Here is a 17,687-nt window from a genome sequence, read left to right as displayed (position 1 = left end):
ACACCGAAACTGCCACCTTCACCCCAGCCCCGGGCCTTGCCGCCCGGGGCCTGGGCAACCTATGAATAAAAATTCGAGGGGCCAGTATGCACAGCCAAGCGTCCAATCCATCCGCCACACCCGAGCCCGAAACGCACAATGCAGCGGGAGGCAAGCGCAGTGTGTTTGCGGTGATCCTCGGCAACGCCGTGGAGTTCTTCGATTTCGGGGTCTACGCCACCTTTGCGGTGATGATCGGCCACACCTTCTTTCCCTCCGACAGCGCCTTTGTCAGCCTGATGCTGTCGGTCACCGCCTTCGGTGTGGGGTTTATCGTGCGGCCCCTGGGGGCCGTGCTGATCGGTGCCTACGCCGACCGCGTCGGGCGCAAGCCGGCGATGCTCCTGACCCTGGTGATGATGGCCGTGGGCACCGGCAGCATCGCCATCCTGCCCAGCTATGAAAGCATCGGCATCGCCGCACCGATCCTGCTGGTGCTCACTCGGCTGATCCAGGGCCTGGCCTGGGGCGGAGAAGCCGGCCCCGCCACCACCTACATCCTCGAAGCCGCGCCGGCCCACAAACGCGGCACCTACGCCTGCTGGCAGGTGGTGGCCCAGGGCGTGGCCGCCATGGCCGCCGGCACCGTGGGCTACACCCTGACCCAGGTGCTGTCCCCCGAGGACCTCAACAGCTGGGGTTGGCGCGTGCCCTTCGTGTTCGGCCTCTTGGTGCTGCCAATCGGCATCTACATCCGCCGCAACCTGGCGGAAACCTTCCACGGCCAGGGTGAGACAGCCAGCACCGGTAGCCTGGTGCGCCAGGTGTTCGGCGAGCATCGCCGGGCGCTGGTGCTGGGGCTGCTGATTCTGTCGGGCAGCACCATCACCCAGTACTTCATCAACTACATGACCACCTTCGCCCTCACCGAACTGAAACTGCCCACCAGCATCTCCATGCTCTCGACCCTGGTGGCCGGCGCAGCCATGGCGGTGTGTGCGATTGCCGGCGGCATGCTCTGCGACCGCTTCGGCCGCCGCACCATCCTCATGGCGCCGCGGGTGGTGCTGTTGCTGGTGCTGTTCCCGGCGTTGCAGTTGATGACCGAGCACCCCAGCCCGACGACCTTCCTGCTGACCCTGGCGGTGCTCTCCGGGCTGCACGGCATGAGCGGCGCGGCGCTGATCGTGCTGCTGGTGGAGAGCTTCCCCAAGGCGGTGCGCTCCACCGGTTTCTCCATCGTCTATGCCTTTGGCGTGGCGGCTTTCGGCGGTACGGCGCAGATCATCATCACCTGGCTGATCGGCACCACCGGCAACCCGATGTCGCCAGTGGGCTACCTGCTGGTGGCCAACCTGGTGTGCCTGACCGCCGCCTGGTTCGCCAAGGAAACCCGCCCGCAAGCACCCGGGCGCAGCAACCCCGGCCAACGGCTCGCAGAAGCCCGCGCCCGCTGAGCATTCGCCTCACTGCCCAAAACTCTTTTCCGGCACCGCGTCTTCCTCTACCCTGCCGGCCGCGCATGACCGCGGTCGGGCGGAGGTTCGACGCCTTTGATTTGTGGGGAAGCGACATGAAACAGCTCGTACTTTGCCTCCTGGCCATGAGCGCCAGCAGCCCCCTGCTGGCCCAGGACAACCCGCGCCCAAGCCAGCAGGCCCAGGCCCCGGGCTTTATCGAAGGCAGCAGCCTGGACCTCAACCTGCGCCATTACTACTCCAACCAGCACACCCAACGCGACACCTACCTGACGATCAAGAAACCGGACGGCAACCAGCGCACCCGGGTGCGGGAAACCTGGGTACAGACCGGCATGCTCAAGTACAGCTCCGGCTATACCCAAGGGCTGATCGGCATTGGGGTGGACGCCGGCCTGTTCAGCGCAGTGAACCTGGAGCGCGGCCACGGCCGGGTGGCCAACGGCGGCGACCGAGTGCTGGTGGACAGTGACGGCGATGCCCTGCCCACCTGGAGCCGCCTGGGCATCGGCGATGTCCGCCTGCGCCTGTCCAACACCGAACTCAAGGCCGGGCGCCTGATGACCGACAACCCGGTGCTGCGCTACAAGGACAACCGCGCCCTGCCCTCCAGCTTCCAGGGCGTGGGCCTGTACAGCCATGAAACCGACTGGTTGTCGCTGCAGGCCGGCAGCTTCGACCGGGCCATCCCGCGCACCGGCACCGGCAGCGAACGCCTGACCACCACCTTCGGCAACCGCGCCTACAGCGGCGAGCGCATCAGCTACCTGGGGGCGACGGTAAAGCCCGGCCTGGGCCTGGAAGGCAGCCTTTATGCCTCGCGCTTCGAGAACATGTGGGACCAGTACTACCTGGGCCTGACCCACCGCGCCGGGGACAAAAGCCGGCTGGCGCTGAAGACCGCGTTCAACTACTACCACACCCGGGACCAGGGCCAGCAGCGCCTGGGCTACATCGATAACGACGCCTTCAGTCTGGCGCTGACCGGCAGCCATCAGGCCCACAGCCTGACCCTGGCCTGGCAGCAAGTGTTCGGCAACGAGTACTTCGACTACATCTGGGAGTCCACCGGCAACTACATGGCCAACTCCCTGTACTCGGACTACAACGGCCCCAATGAAAAGTCCTGGCAGTTGCGCTATGACCTGGATTTTGCCGCCTACGGCGTGCCGGGGCTGAGCGCCAGCCTGTGGCACGCCAAGGGCTGGGGCATCGACGGCACGCACTACGACGGCGATCGCGATGGCCGCAACCGCGGCTACAACGTGCGCGGCCTGGACGGCGCCAAGCACAACGAAAACGGCCTGATGCTGGCCTATGTGGTGCAGTCCGGACGGCTCAAGGATGCGGTGCTGCGCACCATCGTCTACAACCACCGCGCCAGCGGCGGGCAGATCGACGGCAGCTATGACGAGTTCCGCCTGGTGGGGAATTTTCCGTTCAACCTGTTCTGACCACCGCCCCTCCTCCGTAGGAGCCGGCTTGCCGGCGAAGAGGTCCGTAAGCCGTGCAGCGCTCTTGGAAACGCTTTCGCGGGCAAGCCCGCTCCTACGCCAGGCTATGGCGTTGCATCGCCCGGACAAGCATTTCCTGGCACCTGAGGGTCGCCACCGACAAGGGCCGGTTGCGCACCACGCACAGGTCCACCCGGATCCGCTCCAGGTATTGGTCGTCGATCGGCACGGCCACCAGCCCATCCCCCAGATCCCGGGCCTCGGCATCCACCTGGGGCAGGATCAGCACTGCCGCACGTTGGCGGGCCAGGCTTTTCTGCACCTCCAGGGAGCTGGTGGTGAATACCGGAAGGATGTTCACTCCGCGCTTTTTCGCCGCGCCCTCCAGGGCCTGGCGCACGCCGTAGGCCGAGTCGGGAATCGCCAGGGGCTGGCCCTCCAGATCCTGCAGGCGAATGCTCGGGCACTGGGCAAACGGGTGCTCGGCGCTGACCAGTACCCGGTGCCACAGTTGGCAGTGGGCGGTCACCTCCACTTCGGCCCGTTCCGGCAGGTAGAACGCCAGGCCCAGGTCGGCCTCGCCGCTGCACAGGGCATCCAGAGTGGCGCCGGCACTGGCGATGACGATGTTGAAGGTGACTTTCGGATGGGCCCGGTTGAACGCCGCCAGCACCGGCGCCAGCACGCTGGAAACGATACTTTCCGACACATGGATGCTGACGTTACCCGCTACCTGGCTCTGCCGGCTGGCGATCACATCGCGCACCTGGTCGAAGCCGCGCAAGGTGGAAGTGACCTGCTCGGCCAGGCATTCACCCTCCACGGTCAGGCGAATGCCCCGGGGCCCGCGCTCGATCAGCGCGGTGCCGAAGAAGTGCTCCAGTTGCTCGATCTGCCGGCTGACTGCGGTGGGGGTCACGTACAGGCGCTCCGCCGCCTGACGCAGGGAGGCGCACCGGGCCACCTCGTGGAAGTAACGCAACGCTCGTAATTGCATGGCCGCAGGCCCCATCGTTGAACTGAGCCATGAGGCAGGCAATTACTGCGCCAGCCGCAGCGCCCCGGAACCGTTCAACACGCGGTTTTCACACAAAAGATTGATCTGAACGATGCCCCTGCCTACCCTGCCAGGGCGCCGATGCCTCATTCGGCAAGAACCCTCCCCGCCCCCCTTGCCGTCTGCTTCCAAGGATTTCCATGAGCACTCTGCCCCGCACCGCACCACTTGCCGCAACCCTCACCGCCCTGGCGCTGCTTGGCGCCTGCTCCAGCGTGACCCGGGAGATCAACCCGGAGCCCACCATCACTTCCGCCGGCATCCTGGCCTTTCGCGATATCTGCCTGAAGTCCGCGCCGTCCTTCGCCGGCGCCGAGACCGCCGCGCGCAACCATGGCATCAGTGACCTGACCGATGCCGGCTTCGCCAAGATGGGCATGAACGAGGACCAAAGCCTGGGCGTGCAGATACAGGCCAACAAGGAATGCGCGATCACCACCCCGACCCAGAACGACAGCTCGCTGACCCAGCAATTTCTCAGCGTGGCCGGCAAGTTCTCCAGCACCCCGGTGGCCCAGAGCGTACCGAGCAAGATCACCCTCAACGGGCAGACCTTCATCCTCATGCACGACCGTCGTGGCGGTGAAGCCTATGTGATGCTCAAGACGCAGTGACCGCGCTGCATCCTAGCTCTGGCTGAGCTGTCGCTGCGGCGGCCGGCTCAACGTCAAGACCCGGACCAGGGCGGCTGCATTCATCGGTTTGTGAAACAGAAAGCCCTGGGCCGCATCGACACCCAGGCGCTGCAGGTGCGCACGTTGCTTTTCGGTCTCGATGCCTTCGGCCACCAGCTCCAGGTTCAGCGCACCGGCCATCCCCACGATGGCCTCGATGATCCGGGTTTCCTTGGCCCCCGTAGCGTTGGCGACAAATCCGGAGTCCAGCTTGAGCTGGCCAAAGGGAATGTCCGCCAGGCGCATGATCGAGGAATGCCCGGTGCCAAAATCATCCAGGGACAGACGCACGCCACTGTGCACCAGCACACTGATGTTCTCGATGCTCTGCATGCTCAGGACCAGAGCCTGGCGCTCGGTGATCTCCAGGGTCACCTGGCGTGTGGGCACCTGCGCCTCGTCGATCTGTTGCAACACCCGCAAGGCGAATTGCGGATCGCCCAGCTGGCTGGCCTCAATGTTGTAGGAGAACATCAGGGCATCGCCGCTGGCGTGGCCCTGCAACTGCCGCTGCAGCGCCAGGCCCTGCTGCAACAGGCAATCGAACAACTGGCGATGGCCCTGCGGGCTGTCGAACAGATCGAGAAAGAACTGCGGCCCCAGCACCCCCTTGTGAGGATGCTGCCAACGGGCCAGGACTTCGACGCCGGTGATGCGCCGGGTCTTGATACAGACCTGGGGCTGGAAAAAAGCCACGATCTGCCGCTGTTCCAGGGCCTGGGAAACATCCAGTTCGGCCACCCAGTCGTTGTTGGCGCAACCAGCTCCCGCCGCCCCTGAAGCATCGTCACGTGCATGGCCTTTCACCGTACGCTTGATGGCCAGCGCCTTGAGCAGCAAGGCGCTGATCTGCAGCGTGTCCAGCTCGCTGTAACTGCCGACGCAGTACTTGCCGGAACGCATGCGAAAGTTCGCCAGCCCCCAACGGATCGGCGCTTGCAGTGCCTCGCATTCCATCATCGAGAAAAACCCGTAGTGCTCGCAGAGCCTGCGCAGGTAGGGGATGGCGTTCAGGGAGTGCAGCGAGTCGCAGATCACCAGGTCCAGTTCATCCAGGGCGGGCGGGAACTGAGCCCCGTCGCAGTCATCGCTGATCACTTGTACCCGAGCAAAACCGCAAGACGCGAGAATTCTTGAAAAATGTCGAACCCGAAAAGCGTTCGAACACAACAACAGTACGCTCAGCGTCGACATCACCGCGGCTCCGGATAAAAAACCATGCTAGCCAAATTGAACTCAACTGAGTTCAAGACACTTCGCCAATGGAAGCGGGAAATTTCTGAGACTTGGCACTTTCTCAAGAAATTCCGGAGCCAGAGCTGGTCGACCGAGGTCGGCCCCTCCTGGGCAGCGCCCCGTTTACCCGGAGTGCATGGCGACTATGGAGCACTGGCAATGGCCGCAATCTCCCTGCGCAACCATTGCAGGCCCGGCGCCTGTTGCTGCTGGCGATGCCAGATCAGGCTGACCTGCACCGGCGCCGCCAGCAGCGGCAGGCTGGCGATGCGGATCGGCAGCAAGGCGCAGAAATGCTCCGCCAGGTAGCGTGGCACGGTGCCCAGCAGGTCGGACTGGGCAACGATCAGCGGAATGCTCAGGTAGTTGGGCACGAACACCTGCACCTGGCGCTGGACCTTGGCCGAGCCGAGAACGATTTCCAGGGGCGAGCCGCGCCCACCCCGATCGGGAATCGCCACGTGCTGGCAAGCCTGGTAGGCCTCCAGGCTCAGTTCCGGGGCAAAGGCCGGATGGTCGCGACGGCCGATCACCACCAGTTGCTCCTCAAGCAGCGGCTGGTAGCACAGGTCCGGGCTGTCGAAATACAGGTAGTCCACCGCCAGGTCGAGCATCCCGGCACCGAGCCAGGCGGCGATGGCGTCGGCGCTGTCGCTGCGCACCGCCAGCCGGACCCCGGGCGCTACCTGCTGCAGGCGCCGGGACAGGGCCGGCAGCAGGCGCGCCTGGGCGTAATCGTTCATCGACAAGGTGAACAGTTGCTGGGCCGCCGCCGGCTCGAACGCCGCAGCAGGATCGAGGCCCTGCTGCAACAGGTGCAGGGCCTGGCGCACGGCCACATGCAGGCTCAGGGCCCGGGAGGTGGGTTGCATGCCGCGGGCGGTGCGAATGAACAGCGGCTCGTCCAGGTGCCGACGCAGGCGCGCCAGGGCATTGCTCACCGCCGGTTGGCTGAGGTTCAGGCGTACCGCGGCCCGGGACAGGTTCTGCTCCTGCATCAAGGCGTCGAACACCCGCAACAGGTTGAGGTCCAGGCGCTGCACATTGAGCTTCATGAATAATGCCCATCGAAATTATCCAGGGGCTGGATAATTCGCGGCGCCAGCCCCGGCTGTCAATAACGGCAGCCGGAGCAAGGGGTCAGTCAGCAACCCCTGGACCAGCATTGCTCTCGGGCAGGAAAAGGCGCGCCGCCAGCCAGCAGGTCAGGCAGGCAGCCACGAATAGCACCAGCATCTCCACCTGGTAGTCGGCGAACTGTGCCTTCTTCACGCCATGGACCACCAGGGCGATGAAGATCAGCGCCCATAGGCTGGCCACGCTTGCGCCCACCAGGGCCAGCACCGCACAGGCGCGCGGGCTGTGGTAGACCTTCATCAGCGTCACCCCCAGGGCGAAGACCAGGAACGGCAGCAGAAACGCCACCTGGGCCACCAGCGGTGCAAGCACCGGCATCAGCAGCAACTCGCCCCCCCGCACCTCCCCCAGCAATCGCGGGTTGCTGGCCAGGTGGGCCAGCAGCGTGACGAACTTGAAGGCGCCGAACACCAGCCCCAACACCAGCGGGCAGAAGAAAAACGCCATGAACACCCGGCGTCGCGGGTAAGCCGCCGCACTCATGGCGCACAGCCCTGGCTCTTGGAGTAGCCCAGCAATTTGCAGCCAAACTCCACCCGGGACTTGTAATCCAGAATATCCACGCCGCCATCCATTCCTTTTCGATCACCGATCATTATCTCGGGCATGATCGACGTATCGGTCACCAGCCCGGAAAGCCAGGTGAATGCACTCCGGTCGCCCATGTACTGCTCATGAATCGGCTGCAGGATAGTCTGTTCGCCTTTCAATTGCTTGATGTCCCAGGCGACCGGATCGCTGGTGGCCTTGTTGTAGAGGTTCTTGAAGTTCTCGAAGCCACCGGTGATCAGCGCATCCCCGGCTGCCTTGCGCCAGTCATAGACCGGCGCCATCAGCCGGCCGACACCAAAGGTTATGTACGAGAGGTTATCGTCGGCTCCCAGGCCGGTCCAACCGGCCCTGGACACCTCTTCCGCCCCACCGAACCACTTGGCACCAATCCCCATGTTCTGCTCGTAGACATGGCTGGCACCAAAGAAATTGGCCCGGTTGTCGATGGTGTTCAAGTAGGTCACCAGGCGCCCGGCAGCCCCTTCGGTGTTGTAGAGATAGTCGAAGGTGTTCTTCGAGGAACGGGTCACATCCTTGTTCATGATGTTCCAGGCATCCTTCATGGCCACGTACTTGATCGAGGCATTGACCGCCGCGCGGCAACTGTCGCTGGTCGGCGCCTTGTCGCAGAGGCTGCGCATTTCCGAGTCCAGCCACTCGCTGAGTTTCTCGGCCTTGGCCACCGCAGCCTTCTTCTGCTCATCGGTAGAGCAGGTACGTCCCGACAGGCAGTTGCCCACCTCGTCGAAGGCCTGGTGCGTCAGGTAGTTGTACTGAGTGCCATTGGCCGCCACCGCCGAGGCGATGCTCATGTCACCACCGGACGCCGACGCGCCGAGTACGCCGACAATCTGCGACAGCGCCATCAGGTTGGCCTGGGCCTGGATGTACTCCGGCGAGCCGGGGATCAGGTTGTCCGGCAGCAGCTTGTCCCCCAGCACCCCCACCAGCAACTCGTTGGCACCACCGGCAATGGCGCCGGTGCGAAAATCACCGCCCATGGCTTCAGACAGCAGGCCGCCGAGCCCGGCATGCAGGGCGATTTTCGCCAGGCCGCCTTCGGTCAGGCCCAGGTCGCCGATCTTGCCGGCACCATAGGCCCCGCCAATGCTCGCCGCGGTGCCGGCAGCGGCGCTGGCCAGGTTGTCCTTGAAGCTGCCGCCATAGACTGCGGTCTTGATCAGGGCATCGGCCGTGACCTTGACCGCCACGGTCTGCAGGCTCTTGGCATCCAGGCCCATGGCGCTCGGGTTGTAGTTCAACCCCTGGGCCACTCCGGCGGTGGCTGCGGCCACGGTGTAGCCCTTGATGCTCTCCTTGGAGGTCACGTCCTTGAGGACCTTGCCCAGGTTGCCGCGGTTGTCGATGGTGCTGACCGTGGCCTTGGTGGCCACACTGACCGACACTGCCTGGAGCATGGTGTTCATCCCGGCCATCATCGGCCCCATCACCGCCGACAAGGCGATGGCGATGATCAACTGCGCTGCCGGGCCCAGGCCCGAGTTGTTGTACTTGAAGGACTCGTGGATCTCCTTGACCTGGCGCCAGTCGACGTCGCCCCGGGCCTCGGCCTGTTTCAGCCAGGCCAGTTGCGGGTCGGCCTGGACCATGGCGTCGATGGCCTGGCTGACGCTTTTCTGGTCGATGTGCTTGATGTCGATCTTCAAGCCTTCCACGGCCTTGATGGTCAGGCTGCCGCCGGCCACCAGGCTGCTCTGGCGCAGGGTTTCATCGGTGTTGCCGCGGCCTTTGGAGGAATTCCAGAAGGCATTGTTGTTGCTCTTGGTGTGGCTTTCGTCGTGCAGGTCCTTGACCCCCTCGAAGGTGATCGCGCCGCCACTGTCCAGGGTCAGGTCCTTGGCGCTTTCCAGCTTGGCCACCTGGTATTTCTGGTCGCCGCCGCTCTTGAGGGTCAGGTCGCCGCCAGTCGTGATCTCGCTGCCGATGTTGGTGACCTGGGTCACCTCGTCACGGCGGGTCTTCTTGCGGCCCCAACTGCCCTTCTTCTTCATGTCGTACAGCGAGTAGTCGCTGTCCTGGGCCGCCAGCAACTCCAGGTTGTCACCGGCCACCAGGTAGGCTTCGTTGCCGGCGCTGATACGGCTGGAGATCAGGCTCAGGTCCTTGCCGGCACTGAGGACCACATCGGCGCCGGCGGTCAGCGAAGTGCCGACCTGGCTGACATGGTCTTCCTGGCGGGTGACCTTCTTGGTCTTGGAGTAGCTGTGCTGCTCATCCGCCGCCGAGGCCAGGGTCAGGTCACCCGCCGCATCCATGGCGATGTTGCGCTTGGCCTCGATCTGGCTGGCGACTGCCGTCAGGTCGCGTCCGGCGCTGACCGCCAGATCCCTTCCGACGCTGACGCTTGAACCGTGCTGGGTGATGCTTTCGTTGAGGTAGCGGTCGCGGGTGAGCTTGTCGTGCTCCTGGGCCGATACCAGGTTGACGTCGCGCGCAGCGATCAGGGTCGTGTCGCCGCCACTGCTCAGCACCCCGCCGATGTTATTGATATCGCGACCGGCACCGACATTCAGGTCGTTGCGGGCCTCGATCCGCCCGGCGTTGTCGGCGTAGTCCAGGCGCTGGGTAGTGGAGCCAGGGTTGCTCTGGAAGGTGGTGATGCTGCGCTCGTTGATCACGTCCCCGGCCAGGGCGCGGACCGTCACGTCACGCCCGGCGATAATACCGCCGGACTGGTTGACCACGTTGTCCCCGGCCAGCAGGTTCAGGCGATTGCCCGCCTCGATCAGGCCACCGTTGATCAGGTCAGTCCCCGCCGTGGCACTGAGGTTCTCACTGGCGCGCAAGGTCCCGGAGTTGACCAGGTCCTTGCCGGCGATCAGGGTCACGTCGCGGCCCTGGACCAGCGCGCCATTGGGCGCCAGGCGGTTGTTGGCGTTGGCCAGGTACAGCACTGGCACCAGCACCTTCTCGCCGTTCACCTCCTGCTCTTCGAGCCAGACGATGTCGTGGGTCAGGGCCGCCACCTGCTGGGAGGTCAGGGTCACGCCCACTGCCAGGTTGAGCGAATCCTTGCTGGCGATGGCGTTGTTCATCAGGTACTTGAACATGCCCTCATCGCTATTCTGGCCATCGAGGAAACGCTGGCCGGTACGGGCCGTGACCGCTTGCTGGATCAGGCGCTGCTCGTAAAAACCATCACCCAGGCGCTTGGCGCTCTGGTCCGGGTCGTAGCCCAGTTTCGACAGCAGATAGTCCGAACCCATGAACTGCTTGAGGTCGGTGAGCAGCGGGTTGGTCTCGATCAGGTACTTGTGCGGATTGCTGCGCACACTGCTGTCCGGCAGGCCCTGGACGCGGTTGACGCTCTGGTTGCCAGCACTGCCCGTGGGCAGCAGCACGCCCCCCGGCGAATCCCCGGCCACGGCGTTCACCTGCACCGTCGCTGCGCGGCCATCGATGCCCGTGGCCTGGTGATCAACCAGGTTCAGGTCGCGAGCGCCCAGGGCCACTTGCGGCAGCGGCCGGTTGCTCAGTTCCCGGGGCTGGACCGGCTCCGGACCGGCCTGGCGAGTGCTCAGTTCCAGGCTGGCGCCGCCTATGCTCCAGCTCTGCGCCGGGGCCGAGGGCTGCGCTGCGCCGCCCTGGCCGCTCAGGCGGAACAGGCCGTTCTGCCCGGATGGCAGGCTGAAGTTGGGCAGACTCAGGGGGTTGACCTGCTGCTGCGCCAGATCCGGCGGTAGCTGGGAGTGGAGCACTACCATCAGCGGCTTGCTGGAGGCGCCCACCGCCGTGTCGCGGGTGCTACCGCCCACGGCGATGGCATTCTTGACCACGCTGATATTGCTGATGTCGTTGGCTGCCGTGAGCCGGGCCTTGCCACCGGCCTGGATGATGGCCGGCGCCGCCGAAGAGCTCAGGGTCGAGGTCTCTACCGGCCGGTCGATGCCATAGAAGATCCCCGGGTTGAACTTGGCCACCAGGGCGGCGAAGTCCTCCTGGTTGAAGGCACTGCCCTGCGGGTGCGCCCGGTCATAGGCCTGCACGTCACGGGCCAGCTGGAAGAACAGCCCGCGATTGATCTTGACCCCGGCGCCGACTTCATAGCCGGAAGAACCGGACGCCACCAGGGAGGCCTGGTTGGTGATGGTGCCGCTGGTGATGCTCAGGTCATTGCCTGCCGACACGGTGCTGTAGCGGTTGAGGAAGCTGGTGCTGTTGACCGTCAGGTTGCCCCCCGCGTTCAGGGTCGACTGCGGCGAGTCGCTGGTCACCACGCCTTCCACCGTCCGGTAGATAAACACCGGCCCCCGGACCCAACTGGCGCCACCGCCGCAGTGCTGGACGCAGCGGATGGTCATGCGGCCATCGGTGATCTGCTGGCTGGCTTCGTATTTTTCCCGGTCGTTGACCAGATCCAGTGCAGCGATATTGATATCGCCGCCGCTCTGGATGTTGCCGGAGATGTTTCTCAGGTTTTGGGCCGAGGTGCCTGCCGCCATGCCGGCCACGGTCAGGCCGCCAAGGCTGTAGAACTCGCCATAGCTGTTGGTCAGGGTGTTGACGTTGAGGCTGGCGTTCTGGCCGCTGAATACGAAACCGTGGTCGTTGACCAGGGTCGGGGTGGTCAGGCTCAGGCCCTGGGCGCCGCCCAGGGTGCCGGTGTTGAGCACGCCGCCGGCATTCAGCGAGAGTCCGGCGTTGGAGGTCAGGCGCCCGGCGTTGTTCAGTTGCCCGGCGACCGTGACCTGGGTACCGCCGCCACCGGCGATGCTGCCCGCGGCGCCAAGGTTGAGCTGGGCCGCGCCAAAGCCAAGGGTGCCCAGGCTGGATACCCGGCCATTACCGGAATAGGTGCCGCCGATCTGCAGGTCCAGGCTGCCATCGCTGGCCAGCAGCCCGTCGTTGTTCCAGTTGCCGCCCCGGGCCTGCAAGTGCTGGCTGGCCAGCAACTGGCCAGCGGCGGTCTGGCTGAAGTGGTTGACGTCGAGGTTCAGGCGCCCGGCCTGGATCACGCTACTGTTGGTCCAGCTGTCGGCGGTCAGCGTCAGCCCGCCCCGGGTGACCAGGCTGCCGCCGGCATTGATCACGTTGCCGGTGGCGATATCGAAGTTGCCTTCGCCCAGGTGCAGCAGGCTGCCACCCTGATTGAGGAAACCCGACGCCGCCAGGGTCAGGTCGGTGTTGGCGGATTCCAGCAGGCCGTTGCGGTTGTCGAACAGCCCGCCGATCTGCAGGTCGGTCTTGCCGCCAGGGGCCAGGGCCCGCAGTTTGCCGCCCTGGTTGTCCAGGCTGGCGCCGCGCAGCGCCAGGCTCTCGCGGCTTTCAATCAGGCCGCCCTGGTTGACCAGGGAACCGTTGAAATCCAGGTCGATGTGCTGGCCGTTGATCTGCCCGGTGCTGTTGTCGAGCTGATTGCCGCTGGCCTTGACCCGCCCGCTGGCATACAGCCCGCCGTGGCTGTTATCCACCCCGGCGCTGCCGGCATTGAGCAGCAAGTCGCCACCCTTGGCCGCCATGCGTCCGGCGCCGTTGTCGAAACCGGCCAGGGCTTGCAGATCCAGGCGCTGGGCCTCGGCCTGGCCGCCATGGTTGTTCAGCACCTCCGATATCCGGGCCTGGAACAGCCCCTTGAGGCTGGACAGTACACCCGCGCGGTTATCCAGGCTGGCGCCTTGAATGTCCAGGTCTCCATCCTCGGCAATCAGCTTGCCGCCCTGGTTATCGATGCCCCCGGTCGCTGCCAGGGTCTGGGCCTTGGCGCTCTGGATCGCGCCCTTGGCATTGTTCAGGCTGCCGGCGCTCAGGCTCAGGCCGGCGTCGCGGCTGTAGATCAGGCCGTCATTCTGGTTGCGCACCTCGCCACTGACGTTGACCTGCAGCGCACCGTTGGCGGCCAGGGTGCCGCGGTTACTGTTGTCCAGGCTGTTGCTGAACAGAGTCATCAGGTTCTGGCTGACCAACTGCCCGTCCTGGTTGTCGATGCGGCTGGAACGCTTGAGCAGCAACGGGCCGCTGGCGGCCAGCTTGCCCTGGGTGTTGACCAGGGCACCCAGAAGATCGAGGGTCACCGCGCCTTCACCGCGCAGGTTGCCACCCTGGTTGTTCAGGCTATTGCCGGTGAAGTTCAGGCCGCCCACGGCGCTGAGTCGGCCGCCCTGGTTGTCCAGGTCGCCGGCGCCGATGTCGAGGCTGGCGCTGCTTTCAATCAGCCCGCCCCGGGCGTTGTTCAAACCTCCACTGCCAAGGATCAGTTGCTGCTCGCCCTTGCTGGTGACGATGCCCTTGTCGCTGTTGTCCAGGCTCGCGGCCTTGAGGGTCAGCTGACCCTGGCTGGCCAGCCCGCCTTGCGCACTGTTGAGCAAGGCGCCGCTGAGGTCGATATTCAGATCCCCCAGCAGGCTCGACAAGGTACCTTGCTGGCGGTTGTCCAGGCTGCCGCCGCTGACCTTGAGCCCCTGCCAGCCGGATATCAGGCCCTGCTGGTTGCCCAGGTTCACGGCCTCGACCCCAAGCTGCTGGTGGCTGATCAGCTTGCCGCCACTGTTGTCCAGGCTGCGCCCGGCCAGGTTGAAGCCCTGGGTGCTGGAGATTTCCCCGGCCTGGTTCTGCAGGTCCCGCAGCCCGGCAATGCTCAACACGCCCTGGGTGTTGATCAGGCCCTGGCGGTTGTCCAGGTCCGAGCCTTGGGGCCCCAGGTCGATGCCCACACGGGTGCCGCCGAGCAGGCGCCCACCCTGGTTGTCCAGGCCGTTGGCGCTGATCTGCAGCGGCCCGGCGGCCTGGATCAGGCCCTGGTTGCGCAACGGGCCAGTGACCCGCAGGTCCAGTTCGCTGTCGCTGAGCAGCGAGCCGCTGTGGTCCAGGCTAGCGGCATCGATCTGCAACGCGGCGGCGGCGATCTTGCCCTTGAGCGCGGTCAGCGCGCCCTCGATGCGCAAGGTCAGGGCCTGGTTGCTGAGCAACTGCCCGGCGCTGTTGTCCAGGCTGCGGGCGGCCAGTTCGAAAGCCTGCTGGCTGGAGATTTCCCCCTGACGGTTGTCCACCGCGCCGAGGTTGCTCAGCAGTAGCACACCGGGGGCATTGATCAGGCCGCCCTGGTTGTTCAGGGTGCCGTGGTTCAGGTCCAGGCTCAGGCGGCTCTTGCTGAACAGCTTGCCGCCCTGCTGCTGCAACCCGGTGACCGAGGCCGTCAGGGCCTTGGCGCTGCCGATGCTGCCCTGCTCGTTGTTGACCTGGGCAGCGTTCAGGCTCAGTTCATCACCGCTGTTGAGGTTGCCGCCCTGGCTGTTGTCCAGCGCTCCGGTAGTGAGTGACAGCCGGCCCTTGGCGCTGATGATGCCCTGCTGCTGGTTGTCCAGCCGGGCACTGGCCAGGGTCAGGCCCGCGTCGCTCAACAACTTGCCGCCCTGGTTGCTCAGGGCCTGCCCGGCGCTGACCTGCAAGGCACCACCACTGGACAGGCTGCCCCGGTCGTTGTTCAGGTTGCGGGCCTGGATCGCCAGGCGGCCTTCGCTGCTGATCCGGCCTTTGCGGTTGTCGAGGTCTTCACCCAGTTCCAGGTCCAGGCGCTGGCCCCCCACCAGTTGCCCGCCCCGGTTGTCCAGGCCGATGCCGCTGAGGCTCAGGTCCTGGTCCGCGGAAATCAGGCCCAGGTTCTGGTTGAGCACCCGGGCCACCTTCAGGGTCAGGTCACCACTGGCCAGCAGGCGGCCCTGGTCACTGTTGTCCAGGCGCTCGCCGCTCAGGTCGATCTGCCGGCTCGACACTTCACCGCCGCGGTTATCCAGTCGCCCGACCTGCAGGTCCAGGGCGCGGGTGGCGCCCACCAGCCCCTCCTGGCGGTTGTCCAGGCTGGCGGCCTTGAGGGTCATCTGCCCTTCGGCCAGCAGTATTGCGCCCTGGTTGTCGGCGTGCCCGCTGACCTGCAGTTGGCTGTCGCCACGGCTGTGCAACTGGCCGTCGCGGTTGTCCAGACTGGCGCTGCGGCTGTCGATGGCTGCAGCCGAGATCAGCCCCTTGACGTTGGCCAGGGCCTGCTCGATGCGCAGGGTCAGGGCCTGATTGCTCAGGAGCTTGCCGGCACCGTTGTCCAGTTCCCGGGCGTTGAGGCTGAAGGCCTTGGCCCCGGAGATTTCACCGCTGCGGTTGTCCACCCGGTCGAGGTTGCGCAACAACAACTGCCCCGGGGTGTGCAGGTTGCCGCCCTGGTTGTCCAGCAGGCCATGGTTCAGGTCCAAGGTCAGGTCGGCGTTGCTGAACAGCTCGCCGCCCTGCTGCTGCAGACCAGTGATGCTGGCATTGAGGGCCTGGTCGCTGCCGATCCGGCCCTGGTTGTTGGTCAGTTGGGCAGTGGTCAGGGTCAACTGCCCGGCACTGGTCAGGCTGCCGCCCTGGCTGTTGTCGAAAGCGCCGGTGCCCAGGCGTGCATCGGCCTTGGCGCTGATCACGCCCTTGTCGCTGTTGTTCAGGCTGATGCTGTCCAGGGTCAGCCCCTGCTCGGCGACGATCGAGCCGCCCTGGTTGAGCAGCGCCCCGCGGCTGTCGATGCTCAGGGCCCGGGCACCGGTCAGGCGTCCGCCGCGGTTGTCCAGGCTGCCAACCTTGAGGGTCAGCAGGTCTTCGCCGCTGATCAGGCCGCGCTGGTTGTCCAGGGCTGCGCTCAGGGTCAGCAGCAACGGCTTCTGGCTCACCAGCTGGCCGCCGCTGTTGTCCAGGCTGTCGCCACTCAGGGTCAGCCCTTGCTTGCTGAACAACAGCCCCTGGTTCTGGTTGATGACCCGGGCCACCTGGAGCAGCAGGCGCTGGTCCGCCAGGACCTTGCCGCCATCACTGTTGTTCAGCCCCTGGCCGTTGACCTGCACTTCCCCCTGGCCCGACAGTGCACCACCACGGTTATCCACCTCGACGACGTCCAGGGTCAGGGCCTTGAGGGAGGCCACCAGGCCCTGGTCCCGGTTATCCAGGGACTGGCCCTGCAGATGCAGAGTGCCTTCGGCCACCAGCTCGCCGCCATGCTGGGCAAGGCTGTCCACCTGGGCATGGAGTTCGCCTTTGCTGGCGATGCGGCCAGCGTGGTTGAGCACCTCGCCGCTGTTCAGCGTCAGGGTTGAAGTGGCGCTGAGCAGGCCACCGCTGTTGTCCAGGCGGTTGCCTTCGACGGTGACGGCGGTCCGGCTTTCCAGGCGGCCCTTGTCGCGGTTATCCACGTCACGACTGTGCAGGCCCAGGGCCTGATCGGCACGTATCACCCCACCGCGGTTGTCCGCACTCTCACCGCGCACCACCAGGGTGTCGCTGCCGGAAATCCTGCCCTTGCGGTTGTCCAGTTGCCCGGCCTGTACTTCCATGGCCTGGTTAGCCTGAATCAAGCCCCTGTCCTGGTTGTCGAGACGCCCGGCGACCTGGACCTCCAGGCGCTTCTCGCTGCGCAGGTTACCGGCCTTGCTGTTGTCCAGGGATGCGGCCTGCACCTTCAGCAAGCGCTCCGCCCCCAGGGCACCGCCACGGTTGTCGATGGCCCCGCTGGCGTTGATATCCAGGGTTTCACCGGCCATCACCAACCCGGCGACGTTGTCCAGCGCCGCCAGTTGCAGGCGAACCCGGCTCAGGCTGCTGAGCTCGCCATGGCGATTGCCCAGGTGGCCGATCTCGGCCTTGAGTTGGCCGTCGCTGGTGATCAGGGCGTTGTGGTTCAGCACCTGGGTGGCCTGCAGCACCAGGCTGTCGCTGCTCAGGACTCGGCCCTGGTTCTGGTTGTCCAGAGTACCGGCGCTGACCTTCACCTGATGCTGGCCACTGAGGGTCCCGCCCCGGTTGTCCAGGATCTGGGCCATGTTCAGGGTCAGGTCGCGACTGGCGACAATGCTCTTGCCGCGGTTGTCGAGATCCCGGGCGTTGAGGCTGATGTCGCCGTTGGCGTTGCGAGAGTTATCGGCATTGACCCCGGCTTCGATGATGCCCTTGTTGCTCAGTTGGCCACCGCTGTCGAGGGTGATGCGGTCCCGGGCGGCGAGGGTTTTCTGGCTGCTCAGGTCGCCCCGGGTTTGCACCTTGAGATCGGTGCCGGCGTAGACCGCGCCCTGGGCCTCCAGGCTGCCGGCCTTGATCGCCACCGCGCCCTTCTCGGCAGTGGCGTCCGCCATGCGCAACTGGCCGT

Annotated in this window: 8 protein-coding genes; 3 read left to right on the top strand and 5 right to left on the bottom strand. The window is 65.5% G+C overall.

All coding sequences use genetic code 11. The features are described from left to right. Nucleotides 1-86: 86 nt before the first annotated feature. Nucleotides 87-1,436 carry a citrate-proton symporter gene (locus tag BM382_RS00040; protein WP_072441204.1) on the top strand — a complete coding sequence of 450 codons (1,350 nt, stop codon included), beginning with the start codon at nt 87-89 and terminating at the stop codon, nt 1,434-1,436. A gap of 116 nt (nt 1,437-1,552) precedes the next feature. Next, nucleotides 1,553-2,911, top strand: coding sequence for an OprD family outer membrane porin (locus BM382_RS00035; protein WP_072441200.1), 1,359 nt, complete (start codon nt 1,553-1,555; stop codon nt 2,909-2,911). A gap of 94 nt (nt 2,912-3,005) precedes the next feature. Here the strand turns inward: BM382_RS00035 and BM382_RS00030 are convergent, their stop codons facing one another. Next, a complete protein-coding gene (locus BM382_RS00030; protein ID WP_015636103.1) occupies nt 3,006-3,908 on the bottom strand; it encodes a LysR family transcriptional regulator in 903 nt (300 codons plus the stop codon). A gap of 200 nt (nt 3,909-4,108) precedes the next feature. Here BM382_RS00030 and BM382_RS00025 point away from each other — a divergent pair, with 200 nt between their 5' ends. Further along, nucleotides 4,109-4,582: a hypothetical protein gene (locus tag BM382_RS00025; RefSeq protein WP_015636104.1), complete on the top strand. Its 474-nt coding sequence runs from the start codon at nt 4,109-4,111 to the stop codon at nt 4,580-4,582. A gap of 12 nt (nt 4,583-4,594) precedes the next feature. Here the strand turns inward: BM382_RS00025 and BM382_RS00020 are convergent, their stop codons facing one another. The 4 genes from BM382_RS00020 to BM382_RS00005 form a co-directional block, all read right to left on the bottom strand. Further along, on the bottom strand, nt 4,595-5,740 hold the full coding sequence (locus BM382_RS00020) for an EAL domain-containing protein (protein WP_072441196.1): 1,146 nt from the start codon (nt 5,738-5,740) through the stop codon (nt 4,595-4,597). Nucleotides 5,741-6,021: 281 nt separating this feature from the next. Further along, nucleotides 6,022-6,933 (bottom strand): LysR family transcriptional regulator BsrA, encoded by a 912-nt coding sequence (locus BM382_RS00015; RefSeq protein ID WP_019095452.1) that lies wholly within the window; start codon nt 6,931-6,933, stop codon nt 6,022-6,024. Between the two features lie 85 nt (nt 6,934-7,018). After that, nucleotides 7,019-7,498, bottom strand: a complete 480-nt coding sequence (locus tag BM382_RS00010; RefSeq protein ID WP_227454146.1) for a hypothetical protein — start codon at nt 7,496-7,498, stop codon at nt 7,019-7,021. After that, entirely contained in the window at nt 7,495-17,673 is a 10,179-nt protein-coding gene (locus BM382_RS00005) for a DUF637 domain-containing protein (protein ID WP_239690782.1), read from the bottom strand. The genes BM382_RS00010 and BM382_RS00005 overlap by 4 nt, the downstream gene beginning before the upstream one ends. Nucleotides 17,674-17,687 lie beyond the last annotated feature (14 nt).

The sequence above is a fragment of the Pseudomonas sp. NFPP25 genome (genome assembly GCF_900116505.1).
GTDB lineage: Bacteria > Pseudomonadota > Gammaproteobacteria > Pseudomonadales > Pseudomonadaceae > Aquipseudomonas > Aquipseudomonas protegens.
The sequence above is the reverse complement of the archived record's forward strand: the minus strand, read 5'-3'. Positions and strand labels throughout refer to the sequence as shown.